Raw genomic sequence first — 15,772 nt, forward strand, 5'->3', positions numbered from 1 at the left:
CCGCGCCGCTCGGTCAGTTCACGCTCGCGGCCGGTCGCGCCGGCGAGGTCGCGCCCGGTCTCGGCCAGGCGTTGCCCGAGCCGGGCCAGCTCGGCGTTGCCGCGCTCGATCTCGGCTCGCTCGGCGTCATAGCGGGTGATCGCCGCGACGCAGGAGCGCCAGTCCAGCTCGGCCCACGAGGTGAAGACCGATAGCCGGTCGAGGACGCTGCGCAGGCCGGAAGTTTGCGCGCCAGCCGGGTGCAGGACTCGATCTGAGCGGCCAGCTGGGTCAGTGAGCGCTGCACTCCGCTGGCCTTCTCCAGCAGGGCGTCGATCTTGTCCTCATTGGACCAGCCGAGGACCCAGCGGGTGCGGTCATCAATGCGGAAACGGTCGTCCTTCTCGTGCCGCCCGTCGCCCGACTTGACCTGACCCGCCCGGGTGACCGCGCGAGCGTGGGTGCGCAGCTCGGCGATGCTCGCCGCGCAGGCGTGGTCGGCGCGCCGGCCCAGCTCCCGGGTGACCCAGTCGGCGAATGGCCCGGGTAAGACGTCGAGCAGGTCGGCGAGCACGGTGTGCGGCTGCAGCGGCCGGGAGTCCTTGGTAAAGCGTGGTGGGACGCGGTAATAGACCAGGCGCCCGCCGAGGTGGTTGGCGTCGACCCAGGCCGACGCGGCGTCGTAGTGCTCGGCCGGCACGAGCACCGAGAGGGCGAACCCCCGCAGCACGCGCTCGGCGGCACCCCGCCACTCCTCGTGCTCGGCGCGCACCTGGATCAGCTCGCCGACGAAGGGCAGCTCGGCCTCGGCCACGCCGAGCGCGGCGCGCAGGGCCTCACGGATGGCGAGATTGCGGGCGTCGATATTGGAGCTGCGCCCACGCAGGCTGCGCAGCTCGGCGCCGAGCGTGTCGCTCTCGTCCTTGGCGCGGCGCTGGTCGACGGCCAGCTCGGTGCGCCGGCCCTCGACCTCGCTCGCTTCCTCGTCGAGCGCGAGCAGCCGGGCGTGGGCCTCGGCGCGGGCGCGGGCGAACCCGTCAGCGTCGGCCACGGCGTCGAGCCCGGCCTCGGCGAGCAGGGCGGCGTGCTGGCCGGCGCGGGCCTCCTTGTCGGCTCGGCGGGAGCGCTCGTCGTCGATCAGCCGGGTCAGCTCGGCCAGGCGGGAGCCGCCGGCTCCGTCGCGGGCCAGCTCCAGGCGGCGCTGCTCGGCGTGCAACCGGGCGATCTCTTCGCCGGCTTGGCTGCGGGCGTCCTCGACCGACCCGATCTCGGTTTCGATCGCCTCCCGGCGGGTGGCGAGCAGCTGACCCTTGCGGTCGGCGATCCAAAACCGCAACGCCGTGCGGGCCTGCGCCGAGCGATCCATCTGCTCCTGGAGCGCGGCGTGGCTGTCGCAGTGGGCGACGATCGGATCGAGCCCAGCGAGTTGGTCCTTGGCCCGGCGGACCGCGTCGTGGGCTCGGGTGAGGTTGTCGAAGTGGCCGACGAGCGTGCTGATCCGGTCGGCGGCGTCGGCGCCTTCGAGCATGTGCTGGCGCACGAAGTCGGTGAGGTTGCCGACCGCCTTCATCGAGATCGTCTGGTGGAGCAACTCCAAGGCCTGCTCGGAGCCGATGCCGAGCAGCCGCCGCAGCCGCGTGCCGTAGTCGGGGAAGTGATCGGCAATGTCGGCTCCTCCGGCCCGGAGCCGCCGCTTGAGCACGGCGATCTCGGAGCCGAAATCGGTGAAGTCGCCGGCGATCGAGAGCGGCCGGTCGGCGGTGACGAAGAACCGATTGGGCTGCGCGCTCGTGTCGCGGGTCCAGAACACCTGCGCGAGCGTGACCTCGGCGGCATACCCCTCGTTGGTGAAGACGCCGAGGATCACGCTGTGGTGGCGGTGGTCGCGCAGGCCGACCGCGCGCGAGCCGCCGGTGGACTCGATCCGCTCGGACTTGTAGTGGCCCTGGACATAGGAGCGCAGGTCGCGCTCGCGATTGTCGGCGCCGGCGGCCTTGTTGTAGTTGATCCGGTTGGCCGGCAACAGCAAGGTCGTCACCGCATCGACCAGCGTCGACTTGCCGGAGCCGATGTCGCCGGTGAGCAAGGTGGTCTCCCCGTCGAGGTCCAGCCGGCTGACCCGTCCGTCGAATGTCCCCCAGTTGAGGACCTCGAGCCGGGTCAACCGGAACCCCGGCTTGGCCCCGGCCACTGCGGCGTCCAGCTCGACGGCAGAGAAGAGACCGTCCATCACGCCTTTCCTCCCGGCTCGCCGTCGGGGGCCTCGCCCGCGAGCGCGGCGGCATAGTCACGCAGGCGGGCATCGAACTCGCCCAACCACTGCGCATCGACGAACGCCTTGAGGATGCGGCGCACCTCCCACGCCGGGCTCCCTCCCGAGACCGACCGCAGGAAGCCCAGCTCGACCGCCTTGGCGATCGTGCGATCGATCTGGTCGACGATCTTGGCTTCGTTGGTGGAGTCGGCAAGGAAGACGCGCAGGTCATCGACCAGCCGCTCCCGGGTGACCACCAACCGTCCCTCGCCGCTGGTCGCATCGAACTCGGCAAGCGCCTTGCGCAGCAGGGCGAGCAACAGGCTGACCGAGAACGAGAGCCGGTGGCGCGGCACCAAGCGAGGGATCGGCGCGTCGGGGTCCTCGGGCTTGGAGCGCAAAAACGCATACCCCTCGGCCTCGTCGATGACGACCGTCAACCCGAGGACGTCCATGTGGTCACGCAGGCGCGGCTGCAGCGTCAAGATGTGCTGCCAGATCTGCTCGTGCGTGTCGCGATAGACGACCCCCTTCATCAAGGCGACCGCGGCAACGCTGAGCGGCGCCGGCTCGGCTGACGCGGCCGAAGCAGGGGCCGGCGGGTGCGCGGTGGTGGTCGGGGTCATCGGGGGCCTCCGGTGGTGGCGCGGTGGCGGGTGAGGGTGATCAGCGGCATCCGGACTTGGCGAGGCACGCCCGATGCGTCGACATAGGGGACGTGGGTGGTGACCGTATCGTCGACGACGAGATCGAGATCGTCCTCGCTGATCGCGAGATAGGCGACGATCTCGGCCAGGCCGAGCGCTGGTGGGTGCCGGTCGAGCAATTCGTCCAGCCGGATCTGATCGGACTGCCGCAGCTCGGTGCGCACGGTCGCGACCAGGCGGGCGGTGTCGACATAGACCTGGTCGAACAGTCCAGTGCCGTCGAAGTCGTCGGCGCCCGACTCGGCGACGCTCGAGTCCAGCTCGCCGGCGGCGGCGGGGACATAGAGCGGGCGCTCCATCGGCAGGTGCACCCGGGGGGCCAGCGCATCCAGCTCCATGGTCACCGCCGGTCGCGGGTCGTCGCGCACGAGCAGGGCGGTGCGCTCGATGCCGCGCAGCAGGTCCATGACCCGCCGGTTCTCCAGCCACACCCGATCGTCGAGGAAGCGGCGCAGCTGCTCGGACAGCTGGCGCACGGTCTGTTGGGTGCGCTCGGCGGCGTCGAGCCAATCGTGGTGGACGTGCCGCAGCCGCCGGTCGACCTCCACCTGGTCGAGCGTGACCAGCCGCTCCAGCAGGTCGCTCAGCTCCTCCTGCCGGTTGCGGGAGAGCAGGAAGTCGTGGAAGGCCTGGAAGCTGCGGCCCTGGTCGGAGGCGGCGATCGCGTGCCGGTCACCGACCAGCCGGTCGAGCAGCTCGCCCTTGGACCCGTCCCACGCGGCGATCTGCTCCCGGGCGCCGCGATCGAGCGCCCGGAAGTTTTCCTCGACCTCACGGAAGTCGGCGAGCAGCTCGCGGGCGGTGCCGGAGAAATGCTGGTAGCGGTCGAGCAGGGCCGCCGTGTCGAGCGGCGGCGCCTGCCCCGCCTCGGCGAGCCCGATCTGGGCGTCGATCTCGGCCCGGCGCCGGTGCAGCTGGGTCAGCCGACCGGCCGGATCGGTCTCGGCGCCGTGCACCATCTGGCGAAGCAGCTCGATCAGGGTATGCAGCCGCGACTCGGTCCCGACGAAGCTGCGCGCCCGCAGCCCGCTCACCCAGGCGACGGCCTTCTCCAGCTCGGACGTCGCGTCATAGTGCGCCTCGGTGGTGCCGTCGGGATAGAACTTGCGCAGCCAGCCCTGCCCCGGCGCCGCCCAGGCCTCGACATAGTCCCGCGCACTTCGGGGGTATGCCGCTCGCTCGCCGCCGGCGGCACGTGCGACTTCCGCTGCACTCTCACCCCTGACCGCGGTCTCACCCCCAATGGCGGTCCCGGTCTCGCTGAGCGAGCTGTTGATCGCGTGCAGCGCGTCATCGACCCGCACGAGCAGATCGCTCTCGGCGATCGAGCGGACGTTGTCGGCAACGAAGATCCGCCCGAGCACGGCGAGGACGAGTGGCGCCGTGTCGGCCCGCAGCAGCCGCCACGCGCCGGAGTTGGCGCGCAGATAGGCGATCTCGTCGTGGTCCATCGCGGTTCTTCGTGCTCCTCACCGGCCGGGGGTCGACCGTTGCCACAAACGCTACGAGAGCCCACCGACAACCCCCCGCATCGACACCCCCGAGCGGATGCGTCCCCTACCCGCTGGCCGTCGCTGTCGGCCCGGGATCCTCCACGACCGGGTCGTGCGTCGCTAAGCCCAGCAGTCCGGCGACCCTTTTCATGGCCTCGTCGTGGGTACACATGACCAGGTCGTCGATCCCGCTTCGCAAGGCGGTAGCCACGTGAATGGCGTCGAGGGTCTTCAGGTGCGGCACGATGGCTTCGGCATCCTGGAGCACGGCATGATCCAACGGGATGGTTCCGATGTGGTCGAGGACGGCCCAGCGGCGCTGCACGGGTTCCCCCAGTCGTCGCAAGGCACGCGTCATTTCTGTGCGCAACAGACGTGAGGAGTTCACGCTGTCGGCCGGTGCCGCCACGGTCTGATCGAACCACCGGGCCGCCGAGGGTGAGTGACCCAGCAAGATGCGCAACCCCACCGAGGTATCGAGGTAGTAGTCGGTCACTGCTCGCCCTTTAAGTCCTCCAGGAATGCGTCGCAGGAAACTCCGTCCGGAAGCTTCACGGGCGCAAGGTCGACGGTGCGCGACGGACCGGTGAGCTTCGGCGGGATGATCGCCGCTGAGGACGTTGTCGGAACCACCCGGGCTATCTCATGGTTGTGCCGTGTCACCACATAGGTCTCACCAGCCAGGACGTCAGCCAGCATGGGCGTCGGGTTCTGCCGCAACTCGCCCACCGAGATGGTCTTCACATCGCGAGTGTAGGAATTTTTGTCTTCCCTTGTCTACTTCACCCGGAGGTTCCTCGGTCGGCGTGGCAGGGTGGCGGTATGCAGCTGACCGAACTCCTTGTCGGCCAACTCACCGAACTCTTCGAGTCAAGTTCAGGGGACGCTCACGGGCGGGACCAAGTCCGCCGGTCGCGGCCGCAGCGCACCGACGTCGATCTCGACGATCGCCGGGCCACCTCGCCGGACTGCCTTCGTCAACGCCCGGTCGAATTCGTCGACGCTCCCGATTTGCTTGTGCCGCAATCCGAATGATCCAGCCAAGAGTGCGAAGTCAGGCGTGTGCAGGTCGACTCCTCGCGGGTTGCGACCGGCGGCACGCTGGAGGTTGCGCAGCACGCCATGGCCACCGTCGTTGACGAGCACGACGGTGACATTCGGCCGCTCCGCGGCGAGGACGGCAAGCTCGCCGAGGTGGACGGCGAGTCCGCCGTCCCCGATGGGCGAGTACATGGTCGCCTGGCCGGGCGATGCCGGCGCCGATCGCCATGGCGAGGCCCTGTCCGTTGCCGCCCCCTGCGGCATACACATTGTCGGTGGGGTCAAAGACGGCGAGCAGCCGGTTGCCCCACGAACTACCGGGGATCGTGACGTCGCGCACGATCGGCGAGCGACTGGGCAGCCGGGCGCGGATCGCGTCGCAGATGCCGGCATACGCCCCGATGTCCTCGCGATGAGCCGAGCGCGCCGCCGCCGCACCGGCACCGATGCGGTCGGCCCAGGTGTCCTCCGTCGCGACCTCGCCCAAGAGGTCGACCAGGGCCGGTATGACGTGCCGCGCGTCGGCCTGCAGGCCGACGGTCACCGGGAAGTTGCGTCCGAGCGCGTACTCCTCCACGTCGATCTGGATATGCGTACTTGGCAGCGGCAACTCGAATTCACGGGTTTCGTTGGCCCGCAGGTGACTTCCGACGGTCAAGAGGCAGTCGGCGGCGCCGAGCACGTCGCCGAGAGCGTCGTGGGTCGCGAAATTGCCGATGCACAAGGGGTGGTCCTCCGGCACCGAGCCGCGGCCATTGGCGCCGCTCAACACTCCCGCGCCCCAGACCTCGGCGAGGTCGACCAGGGCTGATCCCACTTGACGCGCTCCTCCGCCTGCCCAGATGAGCGGCCGTTGCGCCTGACGCATCAGCGCCGCCGCTCGCTCGACGTCGCGCCGTGAGCCCGCCCTCGGCCGGTCCGATCGCGACCGAACCTTGTTCTGCGCCTGCGGATCCGCGGTGTACTGCAGGTCGATCGGCCAGTCGACACTGACCGGGCCCTGGGGCGGCGTGAGCAGCCGCCGCGCGGCGCTCGTCAGGATCGCCCGGGCCTGGCGGGCCGTCTCGATCCGCAGGGCCTCGGCGGAGACCGCCTGCAGCATCTGCAATTGCCGCGGCACCTCGTGATAGGCCCCGCGATGTTCCCCGATGAGGTCGGCGTTGATGTTTCCGGTCACGTGCAGGACCCGGCTCTGGGCCGTCAACGCCTCGAGCATCGACCCGGCGGCATTCCCGGCGCCGGTCCCGGTCGAGGTGATGGCCACGCCGATGCCGCCGCTCGCCCGGGCATACCCGTCCGCGGCGTTGACCGCTGCCGCCTCGTGCCGGACCGGGACGAACCGCAGGTCGCGATCGACGGCCTCGACGAGCGGGAGGTTGTGGATGCTGATCACCCCGAAGGCGACGTCGACGCCGGCCTCCCGCATGACCTCGACGAGGATGTCGCCGCCCGTGCGCGCCGCTCTGGTCAGCTCGCTCGCCGGAACGCGGTGGGTCTCGGTGGTCGTATGCCGTGCCGGCCGGTTGCCCTTGCTGCGCTTGGCCATCCGCGCTCCCCTCGAGTGTGAACGTTCTCGTCGGCCGACATCTCGGACCCGCCGGGACCTCAACCGTAGGTCTCCCGGGGCGCGCGCGGTCGCTTACGCCTCGATCAACGACGCGCCCACGGCGCCTACTCGTCACCGCGCAGGGTGAACGAGCGCAACCGGTCTCCGGTGACCCACAGCGCGGCGAGAGTGACGACGAGGGCCGCCCCGACGGCATACGGGAGAGCGAGATCGGCGTCCTCGACGCGCGAACTGATCTCGCTCGCCACCTGCCGCCCCCACGAGCCGATGGCGACCCAGCGGATCCCGGCGAGCAGGCCACCGAGCACGCCCTCCCAGATCAGCACGAACAGCAGACCGGCGACGACCGCGTGCCGGGTCATCGCGGCGAGCACGAGGAAGAGAGCGGTGTATGCCGTGCCCGCCACCGCCGCGCCCGCCCCCCACGCGAGGGCGCGCGCGACATCGCCGGCATCGAGAACGAGCCCGGCGATCGCGAGCGGCAGCGCGCCCAGGACCAGGGTCGCCAGCCACGCGACGACGAACTTGCTGACCGCGATCACATGCCGGCTGACCGGTTTCGCGAGCAGATAAACGATCGACCCGTCATCGACCTCCGGCCCGAGCACGGCGCTCGCCGCGAGCAGCGCCACCAGCGGCAGGGCGAGCGTGTAGCCGAGGTTGACCACGCTGTCGTAGCCGTCGTCGCCGCCGGCGAGCAGGCGCACCAGCACGGCGAGCCCCACCAACACGAGTGGGATGAGGACGAGCACCAGGCCGCGGCGGCGGCCGAACAACGCTTGGGCGGAGAGGCGAATGATGGTCGGGTTCATGCCGATCCCCCGACGAGATAGGCGAAGGCGCTCTCGAGAGACTCATCACTCGGAGTCAGTTCGAGGATCCGGATGCCCTTCCCCCGGGCGAGCGTCGGCAGCGCGAGCGCGAAGGCGCCGAGATCGCTCACCGACACATCCAGGCCTCCTTGGCGGCGCAGGGCGATGTGCGAGCTCAACAACAGCGTCCGGCCCTCGGCGCCCATCTGAGGCGAGCAGGACGAACGGGAGGATCTTCGAGCGGCCGGAACGGCCCAGCCCGAACGCGTTGCGGAAGCCGGTGGCGACCAGGGCGCGAGCGATCGCGCCCAGACCGTGGCGAGGTCCGGCATACGGCCGGTAACCGATGTCGTGGATGACACTGCCGCCCAAGGTGTTTTTGGGTCCTGGGTCTTGGGGTATGCCGTTCGGATGGCTCATCGTGGCCCTCCCGCGTCCGCGAAGACGTCCTCGATGCGGCGGTGATCGGCCTGCAGCCGGACCAGGCCGAGGCCGAGGTCGCCGGCGGTGTCCCGGATGAGGTCATGGACGTCGGGAGCGCCTGGTTCCGCGGCGGTCGCGTCGACCGTGAGCATGCTGCCGCGCGGGCCCGCGGAGACCCCCGCCGCGGCGAGCCCCACGAGCATCCGTTCCTGAGCGTTGTCGCCGAGGACCTCGACGAGCAGGGCGCCGGTGGCGTCGAGGAAGTCGCCGGTGCGGGAGGCGCGCAGCAGCCGGCCGCCGTCGAGGACGACGACCTGGTCGCTGACCCGTTCGAGCTCGCCGAGCAGGTGTGAGGTGACGATGACCGAGATCCCGAAGTCGTGGCCGATCCGCTGGATCAGGCCGAGCATCTCGTCGCGCGCCGCCGGGTCCAGGCCATTGGTCGGCTCGTCGAGGAAGACGAGCTTCGGGTCGTGGACGAGGCCTGGGCGAGCTTGGCCTTCTGCTTCATGCCGGTGGAGTAGCCCCCATCGGCCGGTAGCGCTCCTCGGCCAGGCCGACGTGCCGGAGCACGTCGGCGGCGCGTTCGCGAGCGGCGACGCGCCGCAAACCGGACATCATCGCCATGTGCACGGCGAAGTCGCTGGCGCTGACATCCGGTGGGAGACAGTCATGTTCGGGGAGATAACCGACGACGGCCCGGATCGCCGGGCCGGCCGTGGCGATGTCGTGCCCGAGCACCCGGGCCCGCCCTGAGGTGGCGGGGATCAGGCCGAGGAGGGTTTTGATGAGCGTCGACTTGCCCGCGCCGTTCGCGCCGACGAGCCCGGTCACGCCGGCGTCGATCTGCACGGTGAGGGCGTCGAGCGCGAGCACCGAGCCGTAGTCCTTGGTGATCCCCTCCGTCACCACTACCGGATGCATGCCATGAGACTAACCGGACACACACGGAGCCCGACCTCGCGGGCGGACAGCTTGCTAGCCCGCAGCGCGGCAGTGGTCGCGCTCGTTGACCTCGATGACGTGCCCACCCGGCGCACGCACGATCATGCGGCAGCCCCACGGCCGCTGCTCATGACCGGTCACGACACTCGCGCCGGCAGCGACGGCATCCTCGACGAGCGTCTCCAGCCCGGTGACGTAGACCCCTGGAAACGTGCTTCCTCCCGCTCGCAGGTCCGGCGCCTCGGCGATGCTCTCCCCTGCATAAACCGCCACGTGGACATCGCCGACCTCGGCGGCCCAATGCTCCACTTGGTCGTCGTGAACCTCGTGTTCGAGGTCGATTCCGAGGGCCCGCAGGACTCCCGCGAGCCCGGCGGCGTCGTCGCTGAAGAAGACAAGCGAGGCGAGTGACGTCATACGCATCATCATGCCGATCGTCGGCGACGGACTGGGCATCCGGCGTCCCCGGTCAGTTCAGTGAGCACGTCTCGCCCGCCAGGCGTGACCCGCCACACATGCGGAGAAGGCTGGAACAGGGCGGGCGCCTTCGACGTTATTCCGACGTCATGACCACCAGCCAACGCCTCGAACTCGCCCAACGCTTCTTCGACGAGGGGCGGTATGCCGCATGCCTTCGGCTGGTCGAGCCGCTCACCCTGCGGGCGCCGCGCACCAAGGACGACCTCACCGCCCAGCGCCTGCTCGCTCGGTCGGCGTATGCCGTGGGGAAGCTCGTCGTCGCCCAGACGGCCGCCGAGCGCGTCCTGCGCCGTCGCCCGCAGGATGCCGAGACGATGCGGCTGCTGGTTCGTGTCCTGCAACGAGAGGGACGGCACGTCGACGCCGCCCGCTGGATGACCCGCCTGGACGAACTCGGCACGGACACCTGGACCGACGATTCCGCGATGCCAACTGGTCCGCGGCGGCCCGCCGGTGCCGCCCGCCGCTCCACGGTCGCCTAACGCTGATTTCCGCGGCGCGGCGGAGGCGCCGCGTTGGGATTCCCGAGCCGGGGTGATCGGCGGGCCCAGCCATGTCGAGAGTAGCCTTCCGGCACGTTTCAGGCCGAAAACCGTGCCGATCGGCTCCTCTCGATGGCCTGCTTGGTCTCCGACGGCGGCCGCCGCCGAGCAGGGATCGGAATCGACCCGCGAGGAGACCAAGTCGTCTTTGCGGATGCGCTACTCAGTCGACTGACGTAGCCTGCACGCATGGCAGATCAGCCGACCGCCCCAACGCGAAACATCGGTGGGGGCCTGATTGCCGCGAGCGGCACGCTTGCTTTGATTGCCTTCGTCTTCTGCGGAGTCGTCTTTGATGGCTGGGCGTGGGCGTGGGTCTTCTTCCTGGTTCCAGCGGCGATCCGGGCATTTCAGCACGGCTCGCGGGGCTGACCAGATGGTGGGCACGGGCGACTGGTGATCCGCCGCCCGGCCGCCTATTCCCGAGCGGCGACGAGCCCAATCGGCCGCGGGCGGGTGGCGGCCCGGCCGGGCTGAGGCCACCGAGGCGGGCCAGGGCCAGCTCTCGCCGCCGTTCGGAGATCCCCATGGTGACGGCGGCGATGGCGCTGATCAGGGCATACAGGCCGCCAAGAGCTGTCAGCGCCAACAGGAATTGGTCGTTGGCCGTGCGCATGGCGCTGTTCTGGGCGGCGATCCAGTCGGGCACGGTCTGCGCCTCGCCGAGCTCGGCCGTCATGATGGCTGCCCGCACCGAGGCCGGCGAATGGCCCGCTTCGACGCGGATCAGGGTCTCGGTCGGTGCCGAGGCGAGCACCGCGGCCGGCACCATTTCGCGAGTGACCAGGAAGCTTTCGCCGGGCGCGAGCAGCACCGGGATGCTGCCCGTGCGCCGCAGCGGAATGATTCGGTTACCGAGCGCGAGCCGGAGATCGCGCGGCCGGCCGTTCTCTTCGAGGCCGGAGCCGATGTAGATGGCGCCCGGAGCGAGGTGCGCCAGCTGCTCCCGGTGTCGCGGCCAGCGGTGCGTCGCGGCAGACGATGGGCAAGTGTCGACGCGAAAGCGTAGCGGGCCGCTTGGGTGGCTGCGGCTGTATGCGCGGCCAGCCAGCTGGCGCGCGGTCGGTTACCTGCTGATCATGTTCGGCACCGGCATGGTGGTCCTCGTCGTTCTCACCGTGGTGTTCGCCCTCGGGGCTGGCCTGGCGCTGGCGCCGCTGCTCGGGCGCGCACAAGCGCCGATGACCCTCGGCTCGTGGCTTGTGGACACTCCGGCCGAACAGTGGGCCGTGGTTCCGGTGGGGTTGCTGACCCTGCTCGCCCTGCCCTATTTGTGGGCTGGCATCCGCAGCTCGGGGTGGCGACCATCCGCGCCCTCCTGACGGTCGACCCGGAGCAAGCCGACCGTGAGCTACGCCAGGTGCGCAGTTCGCGGGCCCGGCTCGTCGATGCCTTCGATAGCGAGCGAGCTCGGATCGAGCGTGACCTGCACGATGGCGCTCAGCAGCAGCTGGTCCAGCTAACCATGCGCCTCGGTTTGGCGAGAACTGCGCTGCCGCAAGAACATCCGGCATACGCCGATGTGGCGGCAGCGCACGATCAAGCGAAGGTGCTGATGGAGGAGCTGCGGAGACTCGTGCGCGGCATCCATCCGACCACGTTGACCGACCGAGGATTGCCTGCCGCGCTGGAGGAACTCGCTGCGGCACAGTCGATTCCGGTGGAGCTCGACCATCGGATACCGCCGGATCTCCCGCGCGCGGTGCAGAGCAGCGTGTATTTCGCCGTCGCGGAGGCGCTCACCACTGTCGCGAAACACGCCGGGGCCGCGCGGGTCGCCATCGTGGGTCAGGTTGCGGCCGAACGGGTTTCGGTGACAATCACCGACGATGCGCATGGCGGGGCGCGGCCGGGTCCCGGCACTGGCCTGTCCGGGATCGCCGACCGGCTGGCGGCCATCGACGGCACGCTCGCGATCTCCTCCCCGGCTGGCGGCCCGACGGTCGTCGCGCTCGATGTGCCAGGCTCGCCGGTATGACGGATTCGCCTATGCGCATCGTCCTCTCGCCGAGGACGGAGTGCTGTTGCGCGAGGGCCTCGCCGGTCTTCTCGGGCGATTCGGTATGGACGCCGTTGGACTTGCTGGTGATGCCGCCGAGCTGGTGGCGGCCGTGGAGCGGCAGGCGCCCGACCTGGTGATCACCGATGTCCGGATGCCGCCGGGCTTCAGCGACGAGGGGCTGCGCGCGGCAATCGCTTTGCGCCAGGCCGATCCGTCCTTGCCCGTGGTGGTGTTGACCCAGTATGTCGAGCGGGCGGGGGCTCGCGAGCTGCTGGAGTCGGAGGGCAGCGGCGGTCTGGCCTATCCGTTGAAGGACCGGGTCGCGGATGTCACCGAGTTTGTCGCCACCGTGTGCCAGGTCGCCGGCGGTGCGACCGTGATCGACCCTCAGGTGGTGCGCCAACTGCTGCGGAGCGAGGACCCGACCAGCCGGTTAACTCCGCGCGAGCGTGAAGTCCTTTCCCTTGTCGCCGAAGGCCATTCGAACGCGGCGATCGCCGCGCGCCTGGTCGTCACCGAGGCGGCAGTCGACACACACATCGGCAACATCTTTGGCAAGCTTGGCCTGCCACCCAACGAGGACCAGAACCGACGCGTTGTCGCCGTGCTCACCTATCTCGGCGCCGGCGGGTAGGAGGGGCTGACTCAGCGGTCGGCCCGAGGGGCTGGCCCCACGCCCGGACGAGATGCGGCCCTCAAGAAGCGTTCGGCAAGCCGCCGTGGGTGATGGCGTCGGGATCGGTTGCGGGGCGCGCCGGGCGAGGTCAGGTCGTTGTCGGGGCGGCGCCTCACGCCGGTCAGGTGGGGCGGTGGCCCCAGCCGAGGGCCGGCGGTGGGATGGAGAGGTAGGTGTGGCCGGTGGGGGTGGTGATCGCGGTGATGTGGGTGCGGGGCCTGGCGTTGCGGGCGATGTGGGTGTTGCGGTCGGTCTCGGGTCCGGCGGCGTAGGCGGCGATCTCGGCGCGGGTCAGGACGCGGGTGGTGAACCCGGGCAGGTCTTTGGTGTAGTTGCAGCCGGCGGACAGGCCTTGCCCGTTCTGGTAGCTGGTGGGCCCGCCCTTCGCGGCGGGGACGGCGTGGTCAGCGTGGCGGATGGGGGCATCGCAGTGGGGCATGCGGCAGCGATCGTCGCGCAGGATGAGCAGGGAGCGCAGCAGGGGTGGGAAGAGGCGGGCGGCGGATTCGAGGGCGATCAGGTCGCGCCGGTCGGGGCTGGTGAACGCCCGCCGCAGGGACACCGCGGCGGGGTGCTCGCCGGGGCCCGGCGGACCGCAGTGGTTGTCGGGGGTGTCGGTGTCGGTGTCGGGGGTGTCGCAGCCGTACAGGAGCCATTCGCGGGCGAGGGCGGCGGGGATGGTGCCGTGGCCGAGGATGCGGACCGGGTCGGCGGCGCCGGCGCAGCGGCTGCCCTCGCCGGGGCGGTGCCAGGCAGGCTCGGTGGGTGGGTGCTGGTCCGTCGGGGTTGGCGGCTCGCCCGCCGGGGCTTCGGTGATGGGGTCGGACTCGGTGGCGGGGTGGCTGTCGGGATGCGTGTCGGCGGGGTCAGGGGGCCGCTGGTCGGCGAGGACGCCAGCGGGGTCGGTGTCATCGGGATCGGCGGCCTTCTCGCGGTTGCCGCGATCGTCACCGGGATCAGCAGGTGCGGCCGGTTCAGCAGGTCCGGGAGATGCGGCGAGTTCCGCGGCGGGGCCGCTGGGGCCGGCCGGCTGGCTCCTGCTGCCCGCACGGGTGTCGGCGGGCTCGGCGCCGTCATCGTCCGGCTCGCCGTGGGTGTCAGGGTCTCCGGGCCCAGGCTGGTCGGTGGGCTCGCCGTCGTCGGTGGGGTCAGCGTCGGCGGTGGCATCGCCGGGAACCGTCTCGGCCGGCGAGCCGGCAGCAGGCTCGGACTCGGGCTCGGCAGCGTCGGCTTCGGCGGGCCAAGGTTCGGGTTCGCCAGCGCCGGCGTCGTCGCCAGTGTGGGTGTCGGCAGTCTCGGTCGCGCCGCTGTCGCTGCCGGTGGTTTCGGTGGCACGGCTGTCGGCGGTGCTGTCGCTGCCGGTGGTTTCGGTGGCACGGCTGTCGGCGGTGCTGTCGCTGCCGGTGTCGGAAGCGCCGGTGGTGTCGGGAGCGCCGGTGGTGTCGGTGTCGGTGTTGTCGGTGGTGTCACTGGGGGCGGTGGGGGTGAATAGGTCGCCCAGGTCGTTGAGGTTCTTGCCGTACAGGTTGTCGGGGGTCATCACCAGGGTGACCGCGGCCGGGGGGAACTGCCCGGACGCCAGCCCAGACAGCCGCGCGATGGCGGTGTCGGCCAGCACCTGCGAATAGGTCCGCTCCCCCGCCGGGTCATCCGGGTCGGCGCCGGCGAGCACGCCGGTGGCGTGCCGGTGCAAACACGCGTACGCGGACACGATCCGCGGCAACGTGTCCAAGAGGGTCAGGTAGGCCATCCCGTCCGGCGCCGGCCGGGTCCACGCTCCCCGGGAGGAGACCGCTTTGGCGTGCCTGGCCAGGACGGCGTCCGGGTCGAGCCGGGCGGCGACCTGGGCGGCGGCGGCCCGCGCCTGCGCCAGGGTCAACACCGGCAACCGCTCCCCGAGCTCGGCGTCCAGGAGGCGCTGGTCGTCCTCGGACAACCCGGCGGCTTCGGCGCAGACCGCGCCCGCGACCGCCGGGGAGATCAGGCCCGCGGTCAGGGCGGCCAGGGTGTGCGGTAACACGCTAGTCAACGCCCGCGACTGGGACAGCTGCGCCTGCGCCGCCGACGGGCTACACCCGCGGGCCAGCGCGAGTTGCGGGGTGATTCCCCGCCCCGCCGCCCGCGGCGAGAGCCCGCGGGCGTGCGCGTCGGCGGTATGGGTGTCGGCGAACGCGACGCTCACTCGCGCCTGGGCCGCCGCCAGGGCCGCTTTGAGGCGTTCACACACGCTCAACACCTCGATCCGCTCCCCCTGCCCCGCGTCCTGGGCCAGGCCGTCGACCTCGGCCAACGCGTCGGTGATCGCGGTCAGCCAGGCCACCTGATCGCTCGCCCGCTGTGGTGCCCCCACCAGCTCCGCGAACCGCGACCCGCACTCATCCCCACCCTCGCCGCCGCCGGGGTAGCCGCCGCGGCCGCGGCGGGGGAACTGGGCGGCCTCGTAGTCCTCCATGTCCGCGCGGATCTGGGCGAAGAACGCGGCCTCCTCGGCCGCGTCGGCGAACATCGGCTCCTCATCCCCGCGTTGCAGCAGCGCCAGCTCTTCCTCCGGGGTCAGCTGACCGGCCAGCCCGTCACAGTCATCAAAGAAGTCATTCACGGTGTGGTCCCAGCCGCCATCGTCCCCGGGGGTTCCGGGGGTGGTGGGTAGGATCGCCGTCATGCCACAATTGTACTATATTACCTGCCAGTAGGTAAGCACAAATTCCTGAATATTCGCCTAATCCGATTCGTGTGATTGGGCGCGTGGACGTCCTAAGCGGACGGATGCGGTGCATCTCATCGAGGGTGAGGTCGGGATCTGATCTGACCCGGATCCGCGAGTAGCTTGCGTGTGGGTTGGGCGGCCAGT

The 15,772-nt window shown here is 70.6% G+C and carries 18 protein-coding genes and 1 pseudogene; 6 read left to right on the forward strand and 13 right to left on the reverse strand.

Translation table 11 applies throughout. The features are described 5' to 3' along the window. Positions 1-13: 13 nt before the first annotated feature. From V9G19_RS20085 to V9G19_RS20140, 12 genes and pseudogenes are all read right to left on the reverse strand, one after another. Positions 14-2,209 (reverse strand): ATP-binding protein, encoded by a 2,196-nt coding sequence (locus V9G19_RS20085; protein ID WP_462287186.1) that lies wholly within the window; start codon positions 2,207-2,209, stop codon positions 14-16. Further along, entirely contained in the window at positions 2,209-2,859 is a 651-nt protein-coding gene (locus tag V9G19_RS20090; RefSeq protein WP_462287187.1) for a DUF4194 domain-containing protein, read from the reverse strand. The genes V9G19_RS20085 and V9G19_RS20090 overlap by 1 nt, the downstream gene beginning before the upstream one ends. Then, positions 2,856-4,391 (reverse strand): DUF3375 domain-containing protein, encoded by a 1,536-nt coding sequence (locus tag V9G19_RS20095; protein WP_462287188.1) that lies wholly within the window; start codon positions 4,389-4,391, stop codon positions 2,856-2,858. The genes V9G19_RS20090 and V9G19_RS20095 overlap by 4 nt, the downstream gene beginning before the upstream one ends. Positions 4,392-4,497: 106 nt before the next feature. After that, a complete protein-coding gene (locus V9G19_RS20100; RefSeq protein WP_462287189.1) occupies positions 4,498-4,929 on the reverse strand; it encodes a type II toxin-antitoxin system VapC family toxin in 432 nt (143 codons plus the stop codon). Next, positions 4,926-5,177 carry a type II toxin-antitoxin system Phd/YefM family antitoxin gene (locus tag V9G19_RS20105; protein WP_462287190.1) on the reverse strand — a complete coding sequence of 84 codons (252 nt, stop codon included), beginning with the start codon at positions 5,175-5,177 and terminating at the stop codon, positions 4,926-4,928. The genes V9G19_RS20100 and V9G19_RS20105 overlap by 4 nt, the downstream gene beginning before the upstream one ends. Before the next feature lie 132 nt (positions 5,178-5,309). After that, positions 5,310-5,867, reverse strand: coding sequence for a thiamine pyrophosphate-dependent enzyme (locus V9G19_RS20110; RefSeq protein WP_462287606.1), 558 nt, complete (start codon positions 5,865-5,867; stop codon positions 5,310-5,312). Positions 5,868-6,030: 163 nt separating this feature from the next. Continuing rightward, positions 6,031-7,020, reverse strand: a pseudogene (locus V9G19_RS20115) (thiamine pyrophosphate-binding protein); the annotation flags it as partial. A 125-nt stretch (positions 7,021-7,145) separates the two neighbouring features. Continuing rightward, entirely contained in the window at positions 7,146-7,853 is a 708-nt protein-coding gene (locus V9G19_RS20120) for an ABC transporter permease subunit (protein WP_462287191.1), read from the reverse strand. Continuing rightward, positions 7,850-8,059 carry a hypothetical protein gene (locus V9G19_RS20125; protein WP_462287192.1) on the reverse strand — a complete coding sequence of 70 codons (210 nt, stop codon included), beginning with the start codon at positions 8,057-8,059 and terminating at the stop codon, positions 7,850-7,852. The genes V9G19_RS20120 and V9G19_RS20125 overlap by 4 nt, the downstream gene beginning before the upstream one ends. A 210-nt stretch (positions 8,060-8,269) precedes the next feature. Further along, entirely contained in the window at positions 8,270-8,686 is a 417-nt protein-coding gene (locus V9G19_RS20130) for a hypothetical protein (RefSeq protein ID WP_462287193.1), read from the reverse strand. 97 nt (positions 8,687-8,783) lie between these two features. Beyond that, on the reverse strand, positions 8,784-9,200 hold the full coding sequence (locus V9G19_RS20135) for an ATP-binding cassette domain-containing protein (protein ID WP_462287194.1): 417 nt from the start codon (positions 9,198-9,200) through the stop codon (positions 8,784-8,786). A 54-nt stretch (positions 9,201-9,254) separates the two neighbouring features. Continuing rightward, the gene (locus V9G19_RS20140; RefSeq protein WP_462287195.1) at positions 9,255-9,638 is read right to left on the reverse strand and encodes a VOC family protein; all 384 of its coding nucleotides are present in this window, start codon (positions 9,636-9,638) and stop codon (positions 9,255-9,257) included. 149 nt (positions 9,639-9,787) lie between these two features. Here V9G19_RS20140 and V9G19_RS20145 point away from each other — a divergent pair, with 149 nt between their 5' ends. The 6 genes from V9G19_RS20145 to V9G19_RS20170 all read left to right on the forward strand — a co-directional run bounded on the left by V9G19_RS20145 (position 9,788) and on the right by V9G19_RS20170 (position 12,879). Further along, positions 9,788-10,183: a hypothetical protein gene (locus tag V9G19_RS20145; RefSeq protein WP_462287196.1), complete on the forward strand. Its 396-nt coding sequence runs from the start codon at positions 9,788-9,790 to the stop codon at positions 10,181-10,183. A 249-nt stretch (positions 10,184-10,432) separates the two neighbouring features. Continuing rightward, a complete protein-coding gene (locus tag V9G19_RS20150; protein ID WP_462287197.1) occupies positions 10,433-10,615 on the forward strand; it encodes a hypothetical protein in 183 nt (60 codons plus the stop codon). A 155-nt stretch (positions 10,616-10,770) separates the two neighbouring features. After that, on the forward strand, positions 10,771-11,157 hold the full coding sequence (locus V9G19_RS20155; RefSeq protein ID WP_462287198.1) for a hypothetical protein: 387 nt from the start codon (positions 10,771-10,773) through the stop codon (positions 11,155-11,157). A gap of 75 nt (positions 11,158-11,232) precedes the next feature. Next, positions 11,233-11,565, forward strand: coding sequence for a sensor domain-containing protein (locus V9G19_RS20160; RefSeq protein WP_462287199.1), 333 nt, complete (start codon positions 11,233-11,235; stop codon positions 11,563-11,565). Beyond that, positions 11,541-12,221, forward strand: a complete 681-nt coding sequence (locus V9G19_RS20165) for a sensor histidine kinase (protein WP_462287200.1) — start codon at positions 11,541-11,543, stop codon at positions 12,219-12,221. The genes V9G19_RS20160 and V9G19_RS20165 overlap by 25 nt, the downstream gene beginning before the upstream one ends. Next, the gene (locus V9G19_RS20170; RefSeq protein ID WP_462287201.1) at positions 12,199-12,879 is read left to right on the forward strand and encodes a response regulator; all 681 of its coding nucleotides are present in this window, start codon (positions 12,199-12,201) and stop codon (positions 12,877-12,879) included. The genes V9G19_RS20165 and V9G19_RS20170 overlap by 23 nt, the downstream gene beginning before the upstream one ends. Before the next feature lie 163 nt (positions 12,880-13,042). Here the strand turns inward: V9G19_RS20170 and V9G19_RS20175 are convergent, their stop codons facing one another. Beyond that, complete coding sequence (locus V9G19_RS20175; protein ID WP_462287202.1) at positions 13,043-15,583, reverse strand: HNH endonuclease; 2,541 nt, start codon at positions 15,581-15,583, stop codon at positions 13,043-13,045. Positions 15,584-15,772 lie beyond the last annotated feature (189 nt).

This window comes from Nostocoides sp. (genome assembly GCF_037045025.1).
Taxonomy (GTDB): Bacteria; Actinomycetota; Actinomycetes; order Actinomycetales; family Dermatophilaceae; genus Nostocoides_A.

Excerpts from the sequence above, each read along its gene's own strand:
- V9G19_RS20085 (WP_462287186.1), bottom strand. The coding sequence starts at position 2,209 with ATGGACGGTCTCTTCTCTGCCGTCGAGCTGGACGCCGCAGTGGCCGGG.
- V9G19_RS20090 (WP_462287187.1), bottom strand. The coding sequence starts at position 2,859 with ATGACCCCGACCACCACCGCGCACCCGCCGGCCCCTGCTTCGGCCGCG.
- V9G19_RS20095 (WP_462287188.1), bottom strand. The coding sequence starts at position 4,391 with ATGGACCACGACGAGATCGCCTATCTGCGCGCCAACTCCGGCGCGTGG.
- V9G19_RS20110 (WP_462287606.1), bottom strand. The coding sequence starts at position 5,867 with ATGCCGGCATCTGCGACGCGATCCGCGCCCGGCTGCCCAGTCGCTCGC.
- V9G19_RS20120 (WP_462287191.1), bottom strand. The coding sequence starts at position 7,853 with ATGAACCCGACCATCATTCGCCTCTCCGCCCAAGCGTTGTTCGGCCGC.
- V9G19_RS20125 (WP_462287192.1), bottom strand. The coding sequence starts at position 8,059 with ATGGGCGCCGAGGGCCGGACGCTGTTGTTGAGCTCGCACATCGCCCTG.
- V9G19_RS20130 (WP_462287193.1), bottom strand. The coding sequence starts at position 8,686 with ATGCTCGGCCTGATCCAGCGGATCGGCCACGACTTCGGGATCTCGGTC.
- V9G19_RS20135 (WP_462287194.1), bottom strand. The coding sequence starts at position 9,200 with ATGCATCCGGTAGTGGTGACGGAGGGGATCACCAAGGACTACGGCTCG.
- V9G19_RS20140 (WP_462287195.1), bottom strand. The coding sequence starts at position 9,638 with ATGACGTCACTCGCCTCGCTTGTCTTCTTCAGCGACGACGCCGCCGGG.
- V9G19_RS20145 (WP_462287196.1), top strand. The coding sequence starts at position 9,788 with ATGACCACCAGCCAACGCCTCGAACTCGCCCAACGCTTCTTCGACGAG.
- V9G19_RS20150 (WP_462287197.1), top strand. The coding sequence starts at position 10,433 with ATGGCAGATCAGCCGACCGCCCCAACGCGAAACATCGGTGGGGGCCTG.
- V9G19_RS20155 (WP_462287198.1), top strand. The coding sequence starts at position 10,771 with ATGGTGACGGCGGCGATGGCGCTGATCAGGGCATACAGGCCGCCAAGA.
- V9G19_RS20170 (WP_462287201.1), top strand. The coding sequence starts at position 12,199 with ATGTGCCAGGCTCGCCGGTATGACGGATTCGCCTATGCGCATCGTCCT.
- V9G19_RS20175 (WP_462287202.1), bottom strand. The coding sequence starts at position 15,583 with ATGACGGCGATCCTACCCACCACCCCCGGAACCCCCGGGGACGATGGC.